General features: G+C 43.8%; 14 protein-coding genes. All 14 read right to left on the bottom strand.

Features of this window, described 5'->3' with window-relative positions; all coding sequences use genetic code 11:
• Window positions 1–34 precede the first annotated feature (34 nt).
• The 14 genes from K4I03_RS07895 to K4I03_RS07830 all read right to left on the bottom strand — a co-directional run bounded on the left by K4I03_RS07895 (window position 35) and on the right by K4I03_RS07830 (window position 17,586).
• Complete coding sequence (locus tag K4I03_RS07895) at window positions 35–1,579, bottom strand: peptide chain release factor 3 (RefSeq protein ID WP_227964509.1); 1,545 nt, start codon at window positions 1,577–1,579, stop codon at window positions 35–37.
• 543 nt (window positions 1,580–2,122) lie between these two features.
• Window positions 2,123–2,809 carry a YwaF family protein gene (locus K4I03_RS07890; protein WP_227964507.1) on the bottom strand — a complete coding sequence of 229 codons (687 nt, stop codon included), beginning with the start codon at window positions 2,807–2,809 and terminating at the stop codon, window positions 2,123–2,125.
• 18 nt (window positions 2,810–2,827) lie between these two features.
• Window positions 2,828–3,514 carry a YwaF family protein gene (locus K4I03_RS07885; RefSeq protein ID WP_227964504.1) on the bottom strand — a complete coding sequence of 229 codons (687 nt, stop codon included), beginning with the start codon at window positions 3,512–3,514 and terminating at the stop codon, window positions 2,828–2,830.
• 107 nt (window positions 3,515–3,621) lie between these two features.
• Window positions 3,622–4,233: an NUDIX hydrolase gene (locus K4I03_RS07880; RefSeq protein WP_227964502.1), complete on the bottom strand. Its 612-nt coding sequence runs from the start codon at window positions 4,231–4,233 to the stop codon at window positions 3,622–3,624.
• Complete coding sequence (locus tag K4I03_RS07875; protein WP_227964500.1) at window positions 4,223–5,593, bottom strand: UDP-N-acetylmuramoyl-tripeptide--D-alanyl-D-alanine ligase; 1,371 nt, start codon at window positions 5,591–5,593, stop codon at window positions 4,223–4,225. The genes K4I03_RS07880 and K4I03_RS07875 overlap by 11 nt, the downstream gene beginning before the upstream one ends.
• A gap of 75 nt (window positions 5,594–5,668) precedes the next feature.
• Window positions 5,669–6,715, bottom strand: coding sequence for a D-alanine--D-alanine ligase (locus K4I03_RS07870; RefSeq protein ID WP_227964496.1), 1,047 nt, complete (start codon window positions 6,713–6,715; stop codon window positions 5,669–5,671).
• Window positions 6,716–6,933: 218 nt separating this feature from the next.
• On the bottom strand, window positions 6,934–7,530 hold the full coding sequence (gene recR / locus K4I03_RS07865; RefSeq protein ID WP_002897999.1) for a recombination mediator RecR: 597 nt from the start codon (window positions 7,528–7,530) through the stop codon (window positions 6,934–6,936).
• A 104-nt stretch (window positions 7,531–7,634) separates the two neighbouring features.
• Entirely contained in the window at window positions 7,635–9,701 is a 2,067-nt protein-coding gene (gene pbp2b, locus K4I03_RS07860; protein WP_227964493.1) for a penicillin-binding protein PBP2B, read from the bottom strand.
• 209 nt (window positions 9,702–9,910) lie between these two features.
• On the bottom strand, window positions 9,911–10,603 hold the full coding sequence (locus tag K4I03_RS07855; protein WP_002896114.1) for a phosphoglycerate mutase: 693 nt from the start codon (window positions 10,601–10,603) through the stop codon (window positions 9,911–9,913).
• A gap of 149 nt (window positions 10,604–10,752) precedes the next feature.
• Window positions 10,753–11,496 (bottom strand): hypothetical protein, encoded by a 744-nt coding sequence (locus K4I03_RS07850; RefSeq protein WP_227964491.1) that lies wholly within the window; start codon window positions 11,494–11,496, stop codon window positions 10,753–10,755.
• Window positions 11,497–11,963: 467 nt separating this feature from the next.
• Entirely contained in the window at window positions 11,964–12,407 is a 444-nt protein-coding gene (locus K4I03_RS07845) for a Fur family transcriptional regulator (RefSeq protein ID WP_002896119.1), read from the bottom strand.
• A gap of 204 nt (window positions 12,408–12,611) precedes the next feature.
• Window positions 12,612–12,932 carry a hypothetical protein gene (locus tag K4I03_RS07840; RefSeq protein WP_002896121.1) on the bottom strand — a complete coding sequence of 107 codons (321 nt, stop codon included), beginning with the start codon at window positions 12,930–12,932 and terminating at the stop codon, window positions 12,612–12,614.
• Between the two features lie 218 nt (window positions 12,933–13,150).
• Window positions 13,151–16,978, bottom strand: a complete 3,828-nt coding sequence (locus K4I03_RS07835) for an LPXTG-anchored SHIRT domain periscope protein (protein WP_227964489.1) — start codon at window positions 16,976–16,978, stop codon at window positions 13,151–13,153.
• A 332-nt stretch (window positions 16,979–17,310) separates the two neighbouring features.
• On the bottom strand, window positions 17,311–17,586 hold the full coding sequence (locus K4I03_RS07830) for an HU family DNA-binding protein (RefSeq protein ID WP_002896125.1): 276 nt from the start codon (window positions 17,584–17,586) through the stop codon (window positions 17,311–17,313).
• Window positions 17,587–17,676 lie beyond the last annotated feature (90 nt).

Below are 17,676 nucleotides of genomic sequence, written 5' to 3'. Positions count from 1 at the left end.
AACATTAAATAAACTAATTGTCTTTAACAAACAATCACATCTTCTCTTCCAGTTTAACATCTGGATACTTGTCCGCGAACCAGCGCAGGGCAAAGTCGTTTTCAAAGAGAAAGACTGGCTGATCAAAGCGGTCTTTTGCTAGGATATTACGGCTAGAAGACATACGCTCGTCTAAGTCATCTGGTGAAATCCAACGGACAGTCTTCTTGCCCATAGGATTCATGACCACTTCAGCATTGTATTCGTTTTCCATGCGGTGCTTGAAGACCTCAAACTGGAGCTGACCGACAGCGCCTAACATATACTCGCCCGTCTGATAGTTGGTATAAAGCTGGATGGCTCCCTCTTGCACCAGCTGCTCAATCCCCTTATGGAAGGATTTTTGCTTCATGACATTCTTAGCTGAAACCTTCATAAAGATCTCTGGAGTAAAGGTTGGCAGAGGTTCAAATTCAAACTTATTCTTACCTACAGTCAGGGTATCACCGACCTGATAAGTCCCTGTATCATAAACCCCGATAATATCACCAGCTACAGCATTGGTCACATTTTCCCGACTTTCGGCCATAAACTGAGTGACATTGGATAGCTTGGCAGACTTGCCAGTGCGAGGCAAATTGACACTCATACCGCGCTCGAACTCGCCAGAAACGATACGGACAAAGGCGATACGGTCGCGGTGGCGCGGGTCCATATTGGCCTGAATTTTAAAGACAAAACCTGAGAAATCCTTATCATAAGGATGCACAATTTCGCCATCTGTTTTCTTGTGTCCATGCGGTTCTGGAGCAAACTTGAGGAAGGTTTCCAGGAAAGTCTGAACGCCAAAGTTGGTCAGGGCTGAGCCGAAGAAAACAGGTGTCAGTTTGCCAGCCAAAATCGCTTCTTCTGAGAATTCATTCCCAGCTTCGCTCAAGAGCTCAATATCTTCCTTAACTTGCTCATAGAAAGGGTTAGAAGCAAACAGTTGATCTCCTTCTGCCAGAGTTGCAAAGCGCTCCTCACCCTTATAAAGCTCCAACCGCTCATTGTAGAGGTCATAAAGACCCTCAAAGCTCTTCCCCATCCCAATCGGCCAATTCATCGGATAGCTGGCAATTCCCAAAATCTCTTCCAGTTCTTCCAGCAAGTCCAAGGGCTCGCGGCCGTCACGGTCCAGCTTGTTCATAAAAGTGAAAACCGGAATACCACGATGCTTGACAACCTCAAAGAGCTTCTTGGTCTGAGCCTCAATACCCTTGGCCGAGTCAATAACCATGACCGCAGCATCCACTGCCATCAAGGTCCGATAAGTATCTTCTGAGAAGTCCTCGTGCCCTGGCGTATCCAGGATATTGACCCGCTTGCCATCATAGTCAAACTGCATGACAGAGGAAGTCACTGAAATCCCCCGCTGCTTCTCAATATCCATCCAGTCAGACTTGGCAAAATTACCCGTCTTTTTCCCCTTAACTGTCCCAGCTTCACGAATCTCGCCCCCGAAGTAGAGCAACTGCTCCGTAATGGTTGTCTTCCCCGCGTCTGGGTGGGAGATAATAGCAAAGGTCCGGCGTTTCTTAATTTCTTCTTGTAAAGTCATCTTCTTCTCTTTCTTTCATTTAGGATAATGGCAAATCTTAGTATTTGTTTTTTTATTTTACATCGGAGTATTTCAATCCTTTCAACCTACCTATTATAGCGGATTTAGCGCTTTTTTTCAATTATCTTAGAAAGATAAAAAATCGCCCTTTCGAGCGATTCTATTCTCCTAAGTCAATGAAATTTCTCTTATAATCTGACAATGACACAAATTGCAACGATTGAGTTCAAATCCAGTAAATGGAGCAGACAATTTTCTGGTTTCCAGTTCTTCTTTCTCTTCAGCTGTCATGGAAAAAATGGCCTTATTCCGTTTCAAGAGATAGAGGACAAAGTCTCCTTCCCTTTGTCCGTTAGCTTTAAGAAATCCCAAAATTTAGGATATTTCATTCCGCGAACAGAATCGTCTAGCTCGACCAGCTTAAAGAGTTGATAGAAAAACAGTCCATTTGTTACTAGAAGCAAGACAAGTCATGATAAGGCTTCTTAATTTAAGAAAACTCCTGCCAAATTAACTTGACAGGAGCTATAAATTTAAAGTGAATTAACTGCGGACCAAACTTAACTGCTTTTTCCACCGTATCTTAAACAATATATCAAAGAGAACCAGGGCCAAAGAAAGGATGGCTGACACAAGAAGATACTTTAGCCATAGGGGTGCGTTAGGGATAAAAGGCGGACTTTTTAGCAGACCGTAATTACCTCCGGTCACTTGATTAACGCCGACTAGGAAAAGATTGAGTCCAAAGGTGTAGGCTACAATCATGTATTTCTTGAGCAAGGTCTTGTCGTAGTGATTCATCAGATAAATCAAGGAATTAACCAAGAGGGCATAGTGGCCAATCAGGAAAGAAAAGCTGGTAATGTGCGGGAAATCATAGGGGTCAAAGACTGGATAGCCCAAGGCAAAGACCGCTCCGCTGGCTCCTAAAAGAGCAAAATACTGCTTGCTGCGCCATTTGTCTGGCAGAAAGACCACCGCAAACATAGCCAGGCGGCAATGATAGAAGGGCAGACTATTGGAAAAGGGAATTCGAAAACCAAAATACCAGCTATAAAGCATCAGCAGCTGAGCAATCTGAATCCACTTAAAAGCCTTGACAAAACGCGGATTATCATGGTATTTGAGCGAGCTCCAAATAGACAGCAAGACCAGAGCAATCATCACAGCATACCATAAAATCGAGATAGGCGGTGCTACCGTTTTTGTCGTAGTTAAAAAATCTTTCATAAATCCTCCGTTAGATGATTAGGTTAGGGTGACTGTCTTGATCTGCTCCACACGCTTAAAAATGTCAGAAACCAAGCAAACTGCTGCACTTAAGACGATTGAGACAAGCAGATAATTGAGCAGGAGCCCGTGATTGCCAACAAGCGGCGGATCTGTGAGAAATCCATAAGAACCCTTTGTCAACATATTGATAACAAGCAAAAAAGCATTCATCAGAAAGGTCGTCCACACCACTCGCTGCCAGCTCATAGAGAAAGTATGATAATATCTGAAAAGATAAATCAAACAATTTCCCAAGAGCGCTAGATGGCCAACGATAAAGGACAAAATAGTGATATGGGGAAAAGGGTAAGGATCAAAAATCGGATAAATAAAGGCTACAATCGAGCCAAAAGTCCCCAAAAGTGCAAAATAAAATTTATACACTGAGCGATTAGGCAGAAACATCAAGGCAAACATAGCCATTCTGCAATGATAAAAAGGCAGACTCTCAGACAGTGGGGCAGCAGACAGCATATACCAAGAGTAAAGGCCTATCAGCTGGCAAGTTTGCATCCCGACAAATAGCTGCTGGTAAGGCTTCCGATTGTAGTAGCGATAGGAAAGCCAGATAATCACAAAGACCAGCCCCAAAAGAACAAAATACCAAAGTCCCAGTTGAGGCGGTTCGGTTTTATAGGTTGTAAACATATCTCTTATTCCCATCTCCTAGGCTCCCATTCTAATATAAGGTTTGAACAAGACTCAGTCTGCCTGTTGTTGCAATAATTTCTAGCTTTTTCAGACAAAAAGTATCCCAGAAACTTACTTAACTAATCCAAATACTGTTCTCTATCTCCTTGATAAATCTCCCAAAGGATTTCCAACTGTTCTTTTGTCGTCCGCTTAGAGGATAATTCTGGTAAAGATTGGATATCAAAGAAAGCTAACTCTTCTATTTCTGTATTAGGCTGAAAATCTCCATCCTCTATCTGACACTCGAAGACTAGTTTAGCATATTGCTTACTCTGAAATTGAAATTTATTAGTATCAAAGATTGCAAGCAGACGAGAAACTGAAGCATTAAATCCCGTTTCTTCTTGGACTTCCTTGACGATATTTTCCTTAGGAGATAGTCCGACTTCACAAAAGCCGCCAGGTAAAGCCCAAGTTTTCTCATTTTTACCCTTGACTAAACAGACTTTTCCGTCTCGAACCAGTAAGGCGCGGACATCAATCAAGGGAGTGGCATAAAAATCCGTTGGGCGCAACAGCTCTGCCAATTCTTTCCCATCCAAATCTGACCAATCAGCCAGAAGGTGTCCCAAAAGCTGACGGAGTTCTAAGTAACGCTCTCGATCAAATTCATCACGACTAAATGCCAGTCCAGTCTCTGCAATAGAAAGGAGACGTTGAATGGTTTTTGCAGCTTCTTTAGTTTCCATCTTCCAAATCCTCTACCAGCTTAGCCAGATTCATGGAATTGCTGCCTTTGAGAAGAATTTGGTCGGCAGGAGTCAGCTTCTCTCTGACAGCTTGTTTCAGCTGTTCAAACTGGTCTTTCTCGTCATTTTTGACAAAGTATTGCACCTTGCCTGGCGGGTAAATCTCCTTGGCATAGTCATAGAGGGCTTCCATATCCTGTCCATAGAGGAAAAGGTCGGTCACAATTTCTGGATTGAGACTGGTAATCATCGAGCCATGCATGGACTTAGAGTCCGCTCCCAGCTCTTTCATATCCGCCAGCACTGCTAATTTTCGTCCGCCTGGATTGGCTGGAATGGTCGAGAAGGTCTCCAGAATCAAGCGCATGGCTGTTGGATTGGCATTGTAGACATCCGATAGGATATCTGCGCCATTACCAGCTTTCTTCCACTCCGTTCGATTACGGGTCAGCTCCAGCTCAGAAAAGGCTTGAGCAATTGCCTCCTCAGATACCCCCTCCTGCAGAGCTGCATAGGCCGCAATCATGGCGTTGGTCGCATTGTACTTACCGGTCACAGGCAGGTCAATGCTTTGCTCCAAAAAGTTGCATTCAAAGCTCAAGCTGTCCTTGCGCTCTTCCAGACGCGTCAGGAAGATATCCGCATCAGGACCAAAGCGAACCAGTTTGCAGTCTGCTGGCAGAAATTCATTAACAATCTTATCCGCCGGAACGATCAAGAGACCGTCTTTTCTCAAGCCGTCCGCAATCTGCATCTTGCCTTGAGCAATCTCAGCTCGGCTGCCGAAAAATTCCAGATGGGCTTCTCCGACCAGAGTTACAATGCCTGTCTTAGGTTTGGCAAGTTCCGACAGGAGATGGATATCGCCCAAGTGGTCCTGCCCCATTTCTAAGACAAGTTTCTCTGTGTCCTCAGGCATGTGCAGTATTGTGTAGGGCAGACCGATTTCGTTGTTGTAATTACCTTGTGTCTTATAGGTTTTGTAACTGGTTGCTAGTAGCTGAGCCAGCATATCCTTGGTTGTTGTTTTGCCGTTGGAACCTGTCACCGCCAGCACATCCACCTGCATCTTTTCCAGATAGTACTGGGCCAAGCGCTGAAAGGCTGTCAGGACATCATCAACCAAGATATAAGCCCCCTCTGCCACTGGACGCTCAGATAGGGTGGCAGCAGCTCCCTGAGCAAAGGCTGTTGGGATAAAATTGTGACCGTCTCGCGCTCCCTTAAGCGGCACAAAGAGGTCACCTGACTCAATCAAGCGGCTGTCGAACTCAGCATTTCTAAGAGAGACATTTTCAAACTGAGTCACATCATTTTTCGCAGACAGGACTTCTGCAATTTCATATAAATCTAGTTTCATACTTCTTCCTCGTTTTTCGGTTTGCTCGCAAAAAGAAAGGACCGAAAATTTTCAGCCCCTCTATTATATCATATTTTAGAGAAGATGCGCCTCTCTCTTGGCAAATGCCTCTTCAGATAGGCCAACTAATTTCTCAATCAAGTCAGGATAGGCCAGTCCCATATTTTCCCAGAGTAGTGGATACATGGACCACTGGGTAAAACCTGGCATGGTATTGAGCTCATTAAGGAAGACCTGACCATCTTCTGCATAGAAGAAATCACAGCGGGACAGTCCCAGACCGCCCAGAGCTCGGAAAGCGGCCTCTGCATTTTGACGCATCAGGCTCACTACTTCTTCTGGAATCTTAGCCGGAATATCCATGGTAATTTTATTATCAATGTATTTGGCTTCGTAGTCATAGAAAGCTACGTCTTTGACCACTTCTCCGGGCAGGGTACTCTTGACATCCACATTGCCCAGAAGCCCAACCTCAATCTCGCGAGCCGTCACTCCTTGCTCAACCAGCACCCGGCTGTCATATTTGAAGGCCAGATCCAGAGAAGCACGCAATTCTTCTCGATTTTCGGATTTAGAAATGCCGACACTGGAGCCCATATTGGAAGGTTTGGTGAAGACTGGATAGGTCAATTTCTCCTCGATTTCCTGGATTTTTTGCTCGAGATCCTCGCCATCAACCAGTGCTACATAAGGCACTTGGGCAATACCTGCCGATTCCAGCACTCGCTTGGTCGTGATTTTATCCATGGCTAGGCTAGAAGATAAAATATTACAGCCAACATAAGGCATTTTGAGCACTTCTAGGAAGCCTTGGATAGAACCATCTTCACCCATAGGACCATGCAGTACTGGAAAGATTACTGCTCCATCTTCGTAAATGTCGCTAGGCTTAATCTTCCGAGACATATCCACTGTCGCATTGGTCATCAGCTTCTCATCAGCCGCCGGATTTGCTTCAAATTCCTGAGTTTGAATAAAATCTCCATCCTTGGTGATGAAGTAAGTCTTCACTGAAAATCTATCATAATTGACAGCCCGCATGACGCTCTCAGCTGATAAAACCGAAACTTCCCGCTCTGCACTGCGTCCGCCATACAATAAAATCAATCTTTGTTTTGCCATGATTTTTCCTATCATTTTCTAAAAATAGTACGATTTACAAAAGCTGCCAGCCCGAGAAGAATCAGGCTCAAAAGCTTGGTTTTGCATCTACCTAGCCGGTCAATTCTTTCAAGCAAGAGCTTCTGTATCAGTCCGTTTTAGTATATCACAATTCCCAGCATTTTTGAACAGAAAAAAGGACTCTTCCAGCCAGCTAGAGCCAGAAAAATCCTTGATGTTTATAATTCCGTCCGATTTTCGATAGCGCGAATCAGCGTAACCTCATCCGCATACTCAATGTCGGAGCCAACTGCTAGACCACGCGCCAGGCGAGTCACCTTAATCCCAGCGGGCTTCAGAACCCGTGAGATGTACATGGAAGTCGCTTCGCCATCCGCAGTCGCATTGGTCGCGACGATAACCTCCGTCACTTCACTATCCATCAAACGAGTAATCAGACTCTTGAGATTGATGTCATCCGGTCCAACGCCGTTCATAGGTGAAATCAAGCCATGCAAGACATGATAAAGTCCGTGGTATTCCTGAATATTTTCCATGGCAGATACATCCCGACTGTCCTCAACAATCAAAATAGTCGATTGATCGCGCGACTGGTCTTGGCAGATAGCACAAGGGTCTTCGTCCGTCAGGTTGCCGCAGACAGAGCAGTAGCTCAGTTCACGCTTAGCAGCCAGCAGGTTCTTGGCAAATTCATTGACATCATCATCACTCATGCCAATAGTGTAAAAAGCCAGTCGAGTGGCTGTTTTGATGCCAATGCCGGGCAGCTTTGAAAAACTGTCAATCAGCTTGGCAATAGGGGTTGGGTAAAGCATAAAATCCTTTCTCTATTCTCAAAAAATCTCCTCAAACCAGATTGCTCTACTTGAGCACTGACAGCTCTTAGTTTTCTCCGTTTGCTGATGATTTTCATTGAGCACTAATTCATAGGGTGTTGTTGGTTGTAAAGATTGATAATATCGCGAGTGATACTGTGGCTGACAGTAGAAGATAGGTTTGTATTGTGAGGGAACACCACCGCCACCGCAATCTGCGGCTTCTCACTCGGTGCATAGGACACGACATTTGTATTGATGGCTTCTTTCTTGCCCTTGTCCACGAAGGTCTCAGCCGTACCAGTCTTGGCACTGATTGGCACGCTCTCTCCCTGAGAAATAGTCCGGCCAGTCGTAAAGCCACTGCTGCCATGAACCACTTGATAGAAGCCTTGCTTGATAATGCTCATATCCTCGTCAGAGATATTAACCTGGTTCAGCTCCTTGGTGTCAATTTTCTGCACCAAATCACCCAGTCCTCCTTGGTCACTGTTGCCGTAAATGCCTTCAACGATATGTGGAGCCACACGCTTCCCATTATTAGCTACTGTTGAGGCATACTGGGCTAGCTGAAGTGTCGTATAGTTGTCAAACTGACCGAACGAATTGGTCAGATAGTTGGCAAAAGTAAACTTGTCTGGAAGATAGCCTGTGGACTCATTTGGCAGGTCAATCCCTGTCGAAGTGCCCAGACCATACTCTGCAAAAGTCGACCGCAGCTTTTTCATGGACGGATCCAGCTCATCAAAATCCAGCTTCATATCTGCTGAGTAAGGCGTTCCCATCATCTTCAGCGCTACCTGCACCATATAGGTATTGGAAGAGTATTCCAAAGCCTCTTGGGCTGTGATAGCACGTGAACCATACTGGGTAAACCAAGAGGTAATACTGTCCGTACCACCAAAGCTAATGGGCTGGTCTGTCAGGACTTGGTTGCCGCTAATGGCATTATTTTCCCAGCCCGAGGTCAATGTTGCAGCCTTGACCACAGATCCCGGAACAAAGACATTGGTCATGGTCCCCAGAGCATCGACAGAGCTTTCTCCTGTTTCCAGGTCGTGCTGGATGCCTGCCATGGCCAAGACAGCGCCGGTATTGGGATCCATAGCTACGGCATAGACGCCCTCAGAGTAAGTCGCATTGCCACTAGCCAACTCTGCATTAAAGGCATTTTTGAGAATGTCCTCCACTCCCTGCTGGAAGCTTAAATCCACCGTCAGCTTGAGATTGTCGCCCTTACTGCCGTCAGAGATATTTTCCACGCTCTCCATATTACCATTTTTGTCCAGATGAATCTCTTTCTCAGCTCGCTTGCCTTGCAGGACTGACTCATATTGCTTTTCCAAATAGGAGGTCCCAACCCGATCATTGAGGGAGTAGCCTTTTTTCAGGTAATCATCCACTTCCTCAGCCGGAAGTCCAGTCTTTTCTGTCGATATATTTCCCACGATGGAAGCCAGCGAGGTATCCAAGACCTTGCGGTCCCAGCCCGTTGAGACACTGATACCCGGCAGTTCCTTGCTGCTGGAAGCCAGTACAGCCACCTGCTCTGTTGTCAGCGCATCTGTTTGGATGGTTCCCGTCGCAAAGTTGGAAATGGCATTCATCTGACTAAAGAGAACGATGGCCTTCTTTTCCTCATCCGTATAGCCCAGTTGTTTAGGGTCAATGCTCTCAGCTGCTGCCTTATAGATTTTGGACTCAGGCAGGCGGTTGCCGTCTGTATCAAATTTCTTGTCCTTGGGCAGCTTTTCCACTACTTCCTGATAGACTGCGCTGTCCGCCAAATAATAATCCACCTCTTGGCGGTCTGTCACCTCTGTATCGCTGACACTGACATAGGTCAGGAGCTTTTGAGCTGTCGCTCGAATCTCTCCAGCCGTCAGCCGGTTATCCCGTGTATAGGTCACCACCTGCTTGGTCGTATTTTCCACCAAGGGCTTGCCGGTAGCATCATAAATCTGCCCACGCACTGAGCTAGTGGTAATCTTAGTCTTGCTGGCCTTGGCCAACTTATCCGTATAAAAGTCCTGATTGACCACCTGCATATAGCCCAGACGAGCAATCAAGGCTAAAAACAAAAACATCACGATTCCAAACAGCAGATAAAGCCTTCTGGTGATGGAATGACTGTCAAATTTTCTCTTCTTCCTTGCCATCTTCTCTCTCATTCTAGTAAAAGTTCTGACCTTTATTTTACCATAAATCCAGCTCGATGAATGTTTCAAAACTGATAGAAAATCTGAAAATGTGGACGAGTTAAGAGGAAGTCTGCCAAATTACTGAGCCTAAAAGACTTGCCGGCTAGGCTTCCAGCATGACTTATTCTTCCTCTCTGGAAAAGCAAAGAACCTGAGAATAATCCCAGATTCCTTTAAGCTTATTTTCCAAGGTAGTATTCTTTTACTACATTCAATTTTTCGTCAAATTCGAATACCAATGGTGGGAAGTTTGGAATTTCCACATCCATGATTTCATCATCAGACAATTGTTTGATGTGCTTCACAAGGGCACGGATTGAGTTACCGTGTGCACCTACAAAGACATTCTTGCCATCTTTCAAAGCTGGAGCAATCTTGTCTTCCCAGAATGGAAGGGCACGTTCCAAAGTCACTTTCAAGTTTTCAGCATCTGGAATAACTGAGTCGTCAAGTGAAGCGTAACGACGGTCAGTGTGAGCTGAGTATTCGTCATCACGAGGCATTGCAGGAGGCAATACATCGTATGAACGACGCCAGATGTGCACTTGCTCATCACCAAATTGCTCAGCTGCTTCTGCCTTGTTTTTACCAGTCAGGCCGCCATAGTGACGCTCGTTCAAACGCCATGATTTTTCAACTGGTACCCAAAGCTGATCAGCCGCTTCCAAAGCAAGGTTAGTTGTCTTAATCGCACGCTTCAAAACTGAAGTGTAAGCTTGGTCAAACTCGATACCAGCTTCTTTAATCAGTTTACCAGCGTCGATTGCTTGCTGTGTACCTTTTTCAGACAAGTCAACATCAGCCCAACCAGTGAAAAGGTTAGCTTTGTTCCATTCAGACTCACCGTGGCGAGCAAAAACTAATTTTACCATTAGATGGATTCTCCTTTTATTTTCCGAGGCAGTCCCCGTTTATCTATTCTATTTTACAAAATTTTCGCCTAAAAAGCTAGCCTATTTCGTCAAATCAGACCTTTTTCAACAAGAAAGCGCTTTTGTATTTCCGAGCAGAAACCTTTGCCTTAACACCCACCAGATAGATAAACCTCGTTGGCTTCCTTAAGCCACCAAGTCCGCCGCCTGTCTATCAGTTGATGAATGGCCAACAAGCCTGCTACTATCCAGTTACAAAGCATATTGACAAAGACAAAGAGCTCTACTCCCTTAGTCTGCTGGGCGGGAGTTAGCTGAATTTGCTTGACAATCAACGATTCTCCTTCCATTTCGTAAAACTTAGGCATATAAGCACTTAATAAGATGATAACAAAGATAAAGAGAGTAAGCTGAACTGGCCAAGAATAAAGAATTTTATGAAAATGCTCAATCCTCAAAGAGAAGGTAAAAAATCGCTTAACACGCTCTCTTGCTACAAAAAGGATAAATAAGGGAATGTAGCCAAAAAGTGTCACACTAAATAAGGTGGGATTATGAGAACTAGAAGGAATAAATCTACTAAATCCATAGTCGCCTGTCCATAGAAACCAGCCACCTATAACCTGTGGCAACCAATAAGATAGAATGATAATGAGCAGTGTTGAAGTAATCCCAATTTTGACACTCCATACTCGCTGCATCTTCTCCCATATCAGGTGCAGACGTGCTTTATCCGCGCCTTTCTTAGGAAAATTCTCTTTTATGAGTCCACCGCAAGAAGGACAAATAGGATAGCCAGCTTCCTCTTCAAAGAGAAGATGACGGCATTCCAAAAGAAGTGATTCATCACTGTCTAACAACTCATCCAGCCATTTCTTTCTCCACCAGAACATAAGACCTCCTAAAAATCTACCCTACCCACAAAGTAATACCTCTTAAAGATTTCGATACTACAGACTTATGACGAATTTACCTATATTGTAAATGCTTCAGAACTCTTTGAATCTCTTTGTACAAGGCTTTATTCTGCTTTCATTATATCAAAAGAGAATTGGCCTGTAAAATAATAGCATAAGTATATAAGGGGTTATCGTTGAAATATCTGATCTTGCTAAATGCTGTACTTGACTAGGTACCAACGTCTCTAAGCTCAGATGATATCCTGCGAACAAGCCTCGCTAAAACACATAGAAAAAGGCTAAGAGACATAAGTTCTAGCCTTACCTTTTATTAGTAATAGAATCTTGGCGCAGTAGCCGATAGCTCAAAGTACTGCTTTGAAGTTGCAGATTGAATTTGCAAAGCGAGTCACAACTTTGTTCATCTTTAGACTCCAAAAAGCTGCTAATTATCCTCGCAGTCACACCGCCTCCTGCTGGCATTGGGGGCATAGGCCATAGACAGTCGTTTGGCTTTGGGTGATGTGGTAGCCAGTCTGCACTTCAGCCTCATGCTTCACATCCGGAAGTTCCAGCTCCATATCAGCAATACGGCCGCACTTTTCACAGATGACATTGAGGTGCTGATGGCCCATAAAGTCAAAGTAGGTTGTCGTATCATTGCGAACCTTGAGCTCAGCGACAAAACCCTCATCAATCAGAACCTTGAGATTATTATAGACTGTTGCCAGACTCATATTAGGGAAATTGGGCTTCAAGTCCTGATATATCATTTCAGCGCTAGGATGGTCGTGACTTTGGATAATATAGTCAATTACCGCCTTCCGCGTTTCTGTAATACGCACGCCCTTGGCGCGCAAATGGCCAATTACTTGGTCAAAGTCATGCTGATGTTCTTGTTTCATTATTTACTCCGTTATAGCCTCTCATCTAAGTCATTACCATTATACCATGACTAGGCTTACTTGGCTATTAAGAATGATTGTAAATAAGCTAAAAAGAAAAAAGCAGGGCAGAACTAACCAAAGTTCAGCCTCCTGCTTCTGCATGATTGCTTATCCATTTAAGGCAATGCAAGCTTTAAACTAGTATTTTTTTCAATCCTCGCTCTATGCTTGGAATCTCTTTAAGCTTGCTAAATAAAGGGAACCGCCTATGATAGAAAGAATAGCACCAATCCAGCCCAAGAAGTCATTAAAGGTAAAAATTCCACCTACAATCATCAAGATAGAGCCTGCTGGTCCCACACGATTGTCATCCTTATAGTAGACAATACCAGCAATCCCCAAAGCTAGGATTGCAATTTTCAGGATGTCAAATACACCTAGCATAAAATAAATAACCCAAATGAAGAAAGGCCACAAAAGTAGAATAATACCACCAATAAGTCCAACAAGTCCATTTACGAGTGCTAATGTTTTTGTCTTCATCAACAGTCTCCTTTGTATAATTTTTTACTAAAATAGTTTACCATATTTACTAGAAAAATACAAACTTATTTTTAATTTTATGAAAAATTCAAGCATTTGACTGCTTATAATGCTTAGCTTTCTCTGAAAAAGAAAAAGCCTGTTATCCCCAACAAAAGTTGAGATAACAAACTTTTCATATATTCTAGATTTTCAAAGCTTTTTACTGAAGTTTAATCTTAGTCACGCTGACGTTTGGTCAAGCCAACTGCTCCTCCAAGAGTCAAGAATCCAAGAATCAGCATCCAGATAGATGTATCTTGGCCAGTCTTAGGCAGAATTCGTTTCTTGCCAATCTCTTTAACTTGAGCATCTACAAGCAAGCGATTGGTTACATTCATACCTTCAGCTTGATTGCTGTAACCTTCCACTTCGTCCTCGCGGACACTATAGACGATTTCTTTTCCATCCTTGAAGCGAGGCAGGTTTTCAAAGCTGTATTTCCAGCCCATTGCCTCATCAACAGTTACGCTGATGCCTGTATCCTGTCCATCTGCAAGTAAGTGAACAAGGACACTCTGTGGTCGGCGACCTGAACCGTTATCATTGTCAATCCAGATCACACTGCCAGTAAGCGTAGTTGAGTCAGCTGCAAAAGTCCAAGTACCGACAAAGTGAACATCTGCACCATTAATAGTTGCTTCGTTCTTGTCATATGACTGGAAGCTCCATGTGCCATCTGCTGTCTTCACTTCTGTCTTGACCGGCTGGGTTGGAGTGGTCTTGCTACCGTCGGCTAAATCAGATTTATCAGTCGGAAGTAAGGATTTCACTTCTTGTGGCAATTCCTTACCTGCTGTACCGCTGACAAATTCATGGGTTGACTTGTAAGTTGGTGCCGGGCTAGGCTTCGCCACAAACGTCCAAGTTCCAACAAATTTAGCGTCTGCACCATTAATGGTTGCTTCGTTCTTGTCATATGACTGGAAGCTCCATGTGCCATCAGATGTTTCAACTTCTGTCTTTGATGGCTGGGTTGGAGTGGCCTTAGTGCCGTCTGCCAAATCAGATTTATCGCTTGGAAGCAAAGCTTTCACTTCTTGTGGCAATTCTTTACCTGCTGTACCGCTGACAAATTCATGTGTAGACTTGTAAGTTGGTGCTGGACTAGGTTTTGCCACAAACGTCCAAGTTCCAACAAATTTAGCATCTGCTCCATTAATTGTTGCTTCGTTCTTGTCATATGACTGGAAGCTCCAGCTACCATCTGATGTTTCAACTTCTGTCTTCACTGGTTGTGTTGGAGTGGTCTTAGTGCCGTCTGCCAAATCAGGCTTGTCGGCTGGAAGCAAAGCTTTCACTTCTTGTGGCAATTCCTTACCTGCTGTACCACTGACGAACTCATGCACTGCTTTATAAGTTGATGATGGAGTTGCTGTGAATTCCCATGTACCAACAAAGTGCGCATCTGCTCCATTGATGGTCTCTTCTGTTTTATCATAAGACTTAAAGGTCCAAGTACCATCAGCGGTCTTCACTTCCGTCTTCACCGGCTGGGTTGGAATGGCCTTAGTGCCATCTGCCAAATCAGGCTTGTCGGCTGGAAGCAAGTCTTTCACTGCTTGTGGCAATTCCTTACCTGCTGTACCACTAACGAACTCGTGAGTTGCCTTGTAAGTTGGCGCCGGTGTAAAGTCCCAGGTACCAACAAAGTGAGCGTCTGCTCCATTGATCGTATCTTCGTTCTTATCGTAAGACTTGAAGATCCATGTACCGTCGGCGGTCTTCACTTCTGTCTTCATCGGCTGGGTTGGAGTGGCCTTAGTGCCATCCGCTAAATCAGCTTTGTCGGCTGGAAGCAAATCTTTCACTTCTTGTGGCAGTTCTTTACCTGCTGTTCCACTGACGAACTCGTGTGTCGCCTTATAGGTTGGCGCTGGAGTAAAGGTCCAAGTGCCGACAAAGTGTGCATCCGCTCCGTTGATGGTCTCTTCGTTCTTGTCATAAGACTTAAAGGTCCAAGTACCATCTGCCGTCTTCACTTCCGTCTTAGTTGGCTGGGTTGGAGTGGCCTTAGTGCCATCTGCTAAATCAGGCTTGTCGGCTGGAAGTAAATCCTTCACTGCTTGTGGCAGTTCTTTACCTGCTGTTCCACTAACGAACTCGTGAGTAGCCTTATAGGTTGGCGCTGGAGTAAAGTCCCAAGTGCCGACGAACTTCACATCTGCTCCATTGATGGTCTCTTCGTTCTTATCGTATGACTTGAAGGTCCATGTACCATCAGTGGTCTTCACTTCTGTACTAGATGGCTGGGTTGGAGTGGCTTTCGTGCCATCTGCCAAATCAGGCTTGTCAGCTGGAAGCAAGGATTTCACTTCTTGTGGCAGTTCTTTACCTGCTGTTCCACTGACGAACTCATGAGTAGCCTTATATGTTGGATTGGGGGTGAAGTCCCAAGTGCCGACGAACTTCACATCTGCTCCATTGATGGTCTCTTCGTTCTTATCGTATGACTTGAAAGTCCAAGTGCCATCAGCGGTTTTCACTTCTGTCTTCACTGGTTGTGTTGGAGTGGCCTTAGTGCCATTCTCCAGATTCTTTTCTGTTTCTGGTGTTAGGTCTTTGATTTCCTGCGGGAGTTCCTTACCAGTAGTACCACTGACAAATTCATGTTTCTTTTCATAGAGCAAGTCAGTAGTAACTTGATTAGATGGTGCTGAAAGATTATCTACTTTTAAAGTCACGGTATTTGCAATCGTTGCAGCACCCTTTTCTGCTACCTTTTGATTGGTTGCAGTCTTGTAGGTAATGACTATATCCTGAGAAAAATTTGCTTTAACATACTCAGGTGTCATCTTGACCGTAACGGTCTGGCCTTTCTTTTCAATCGTGTAATCACGACCTTCCTTCAAGGCATTACCGCCAGCCTCAACCTTGAGCTCCTTGTAATCCAGACGCTCATCAAAGGTTTCAGTCATCTCAATAGTAGTCGGGGTAGCCAAAATATCCTTACCAGGAACTGGAATCTTGAAGGTTCCCTTATAAGTCACCTCTTGACCTTCCTTAGCTGGAATCTTAACTGGATCCACTTCTAAGACTGGCTTGGGATCAACTTTTTCAATATAAAGACCAAAGACTGCCGAGCAAGCTTCTGTTGATAAATAACCGAAATTCAACGTGTTATCTGCAGAACGAACGGCCAAACCAGAGATGTTGTTTTCATTAGCAGCACCGCTAGTTGAAGTCGTTGCTTCCCAAATTGTCCGACCGCTCTGATCTGTTTGATTCAAAGCATTGGCATTGTTCATCAAGCGCTTATCAACAGCATTTTTATAATCATTAATATAGAAAGACTCTTTTAGACCAAAACCGTCAACTACATCAATGTCAGTCGGTTTCATAACCAACTTCAAATCTGTATCCGAACCATCCGCATAGCGTAGCTCTGCTGTAACATCAGCCTCCACCCAGAAAGCTTTGTTCATAATGTTATTATGGGCCGCATCCACATATGGGATATTCCCAATCTCAAAAGCGCTTCTCTCCCACAACTCTGAAATAGAGAAAAATTCAACTGCATTTTTTTGAGTATCATTCATCTGAGCTTCTGCTGTAGATGAGTTCAGATAGTGGAGTGTTACCTTATTAAAAGTCAGATAGGCATCTACATGTTTTCCATAAGCCGTTCCAACATTAGAGAACTTAAGAGAAAGCGGCTTATTAAAGACCTGATCTGCTTTTTGAGACTTGTCTACTTTGATGGTGAAATTTTCCATTTCTCCAGGATAAACTGCTCCCAGATACTCATAGTTTGGATTAGTCAAATGAACCTGTTCAATCGCCTCTGACTTAGAAAGAACACTGACATTGTTAACATTCAAGTCAAACTTATGAATATTCAACTTGGACAAATCCGTGCCATCCTTCAGCTCCTCCAAGGCAGACAAGGTCTGAATGGGGAGCAGAAAGATTGAAAAAAGCACAACAAATAATCCCATCAGCAGGCGAAATTTGTTGCCAAAAGGATTAACAGGACGCAGTGAGTCCTGAAGTGGTTCCCATTTCATTTCTTACCTCCTAAACTTTTTCAATGATCTCGCAATCATTACGCAAAAAGAAATGTTCCCTTCATTCTATCATAAAGACCTATGATTTAAAAGTGCTTTTGCTAAAATTTTCAACTTTTTATTTTAAGTCTTTAAATATGTTTGTCTCTTATCATTTTCTTTTGTTTAGAGACAAATTTCTTCACTTTACTGCAAAATAAAAACTCCAAGAAAGTTCATAAATCAACTTTCTCGAAGCACCTAAATCTTTTATTGAGCTCAAGAAATGTGGGCAAAAAGAAAAACCTGACATACTCGCCAGAGGCAAGTGTATCAGGCTTTATTAACCAAAATTATTTTACAGCGTCTTTAAGAGCTTTACCTGCTTTGAAAGCTGGTACTTTAGAAGCTGCGATTTTGATTTCTTTACCAGTTTGTGGGTTGCGACCTTTACGTGCTGCACGCTCACGAACTTCAAAGTTACCAAAACCGATAAGTTGAACTTTTTCACCTTTTGAAAGGTACTCAGTTACAGCTGCGAATACAGCATCAACTGCTGCTGCTGAATCTTTTTTAGTCAATTCTGTAGCTTCTGCTACTTTTGCGATCAAATCTTGTTTGTTAGCCATTTAACAAATCCTCCAAATTTTTTCTGGGTTAATAACCCTAACAAATATTATCATATCTAAAAAAAGCATTCAGGTCAAGTACTAAGCCGC

Origin of the sequence: Streptococcus sanguinis (assembly GCF_020729725.1) — a bacterium.
Lineage (GTDB): Bacteria > Bacillota > Bacilli > Lactobacillales > Streptococcaceae > Streptococcus > Streptococcus sanguinis_V.
This window is presented reverse-complemented; position numbering and strand designations above follow the sequence as displayed.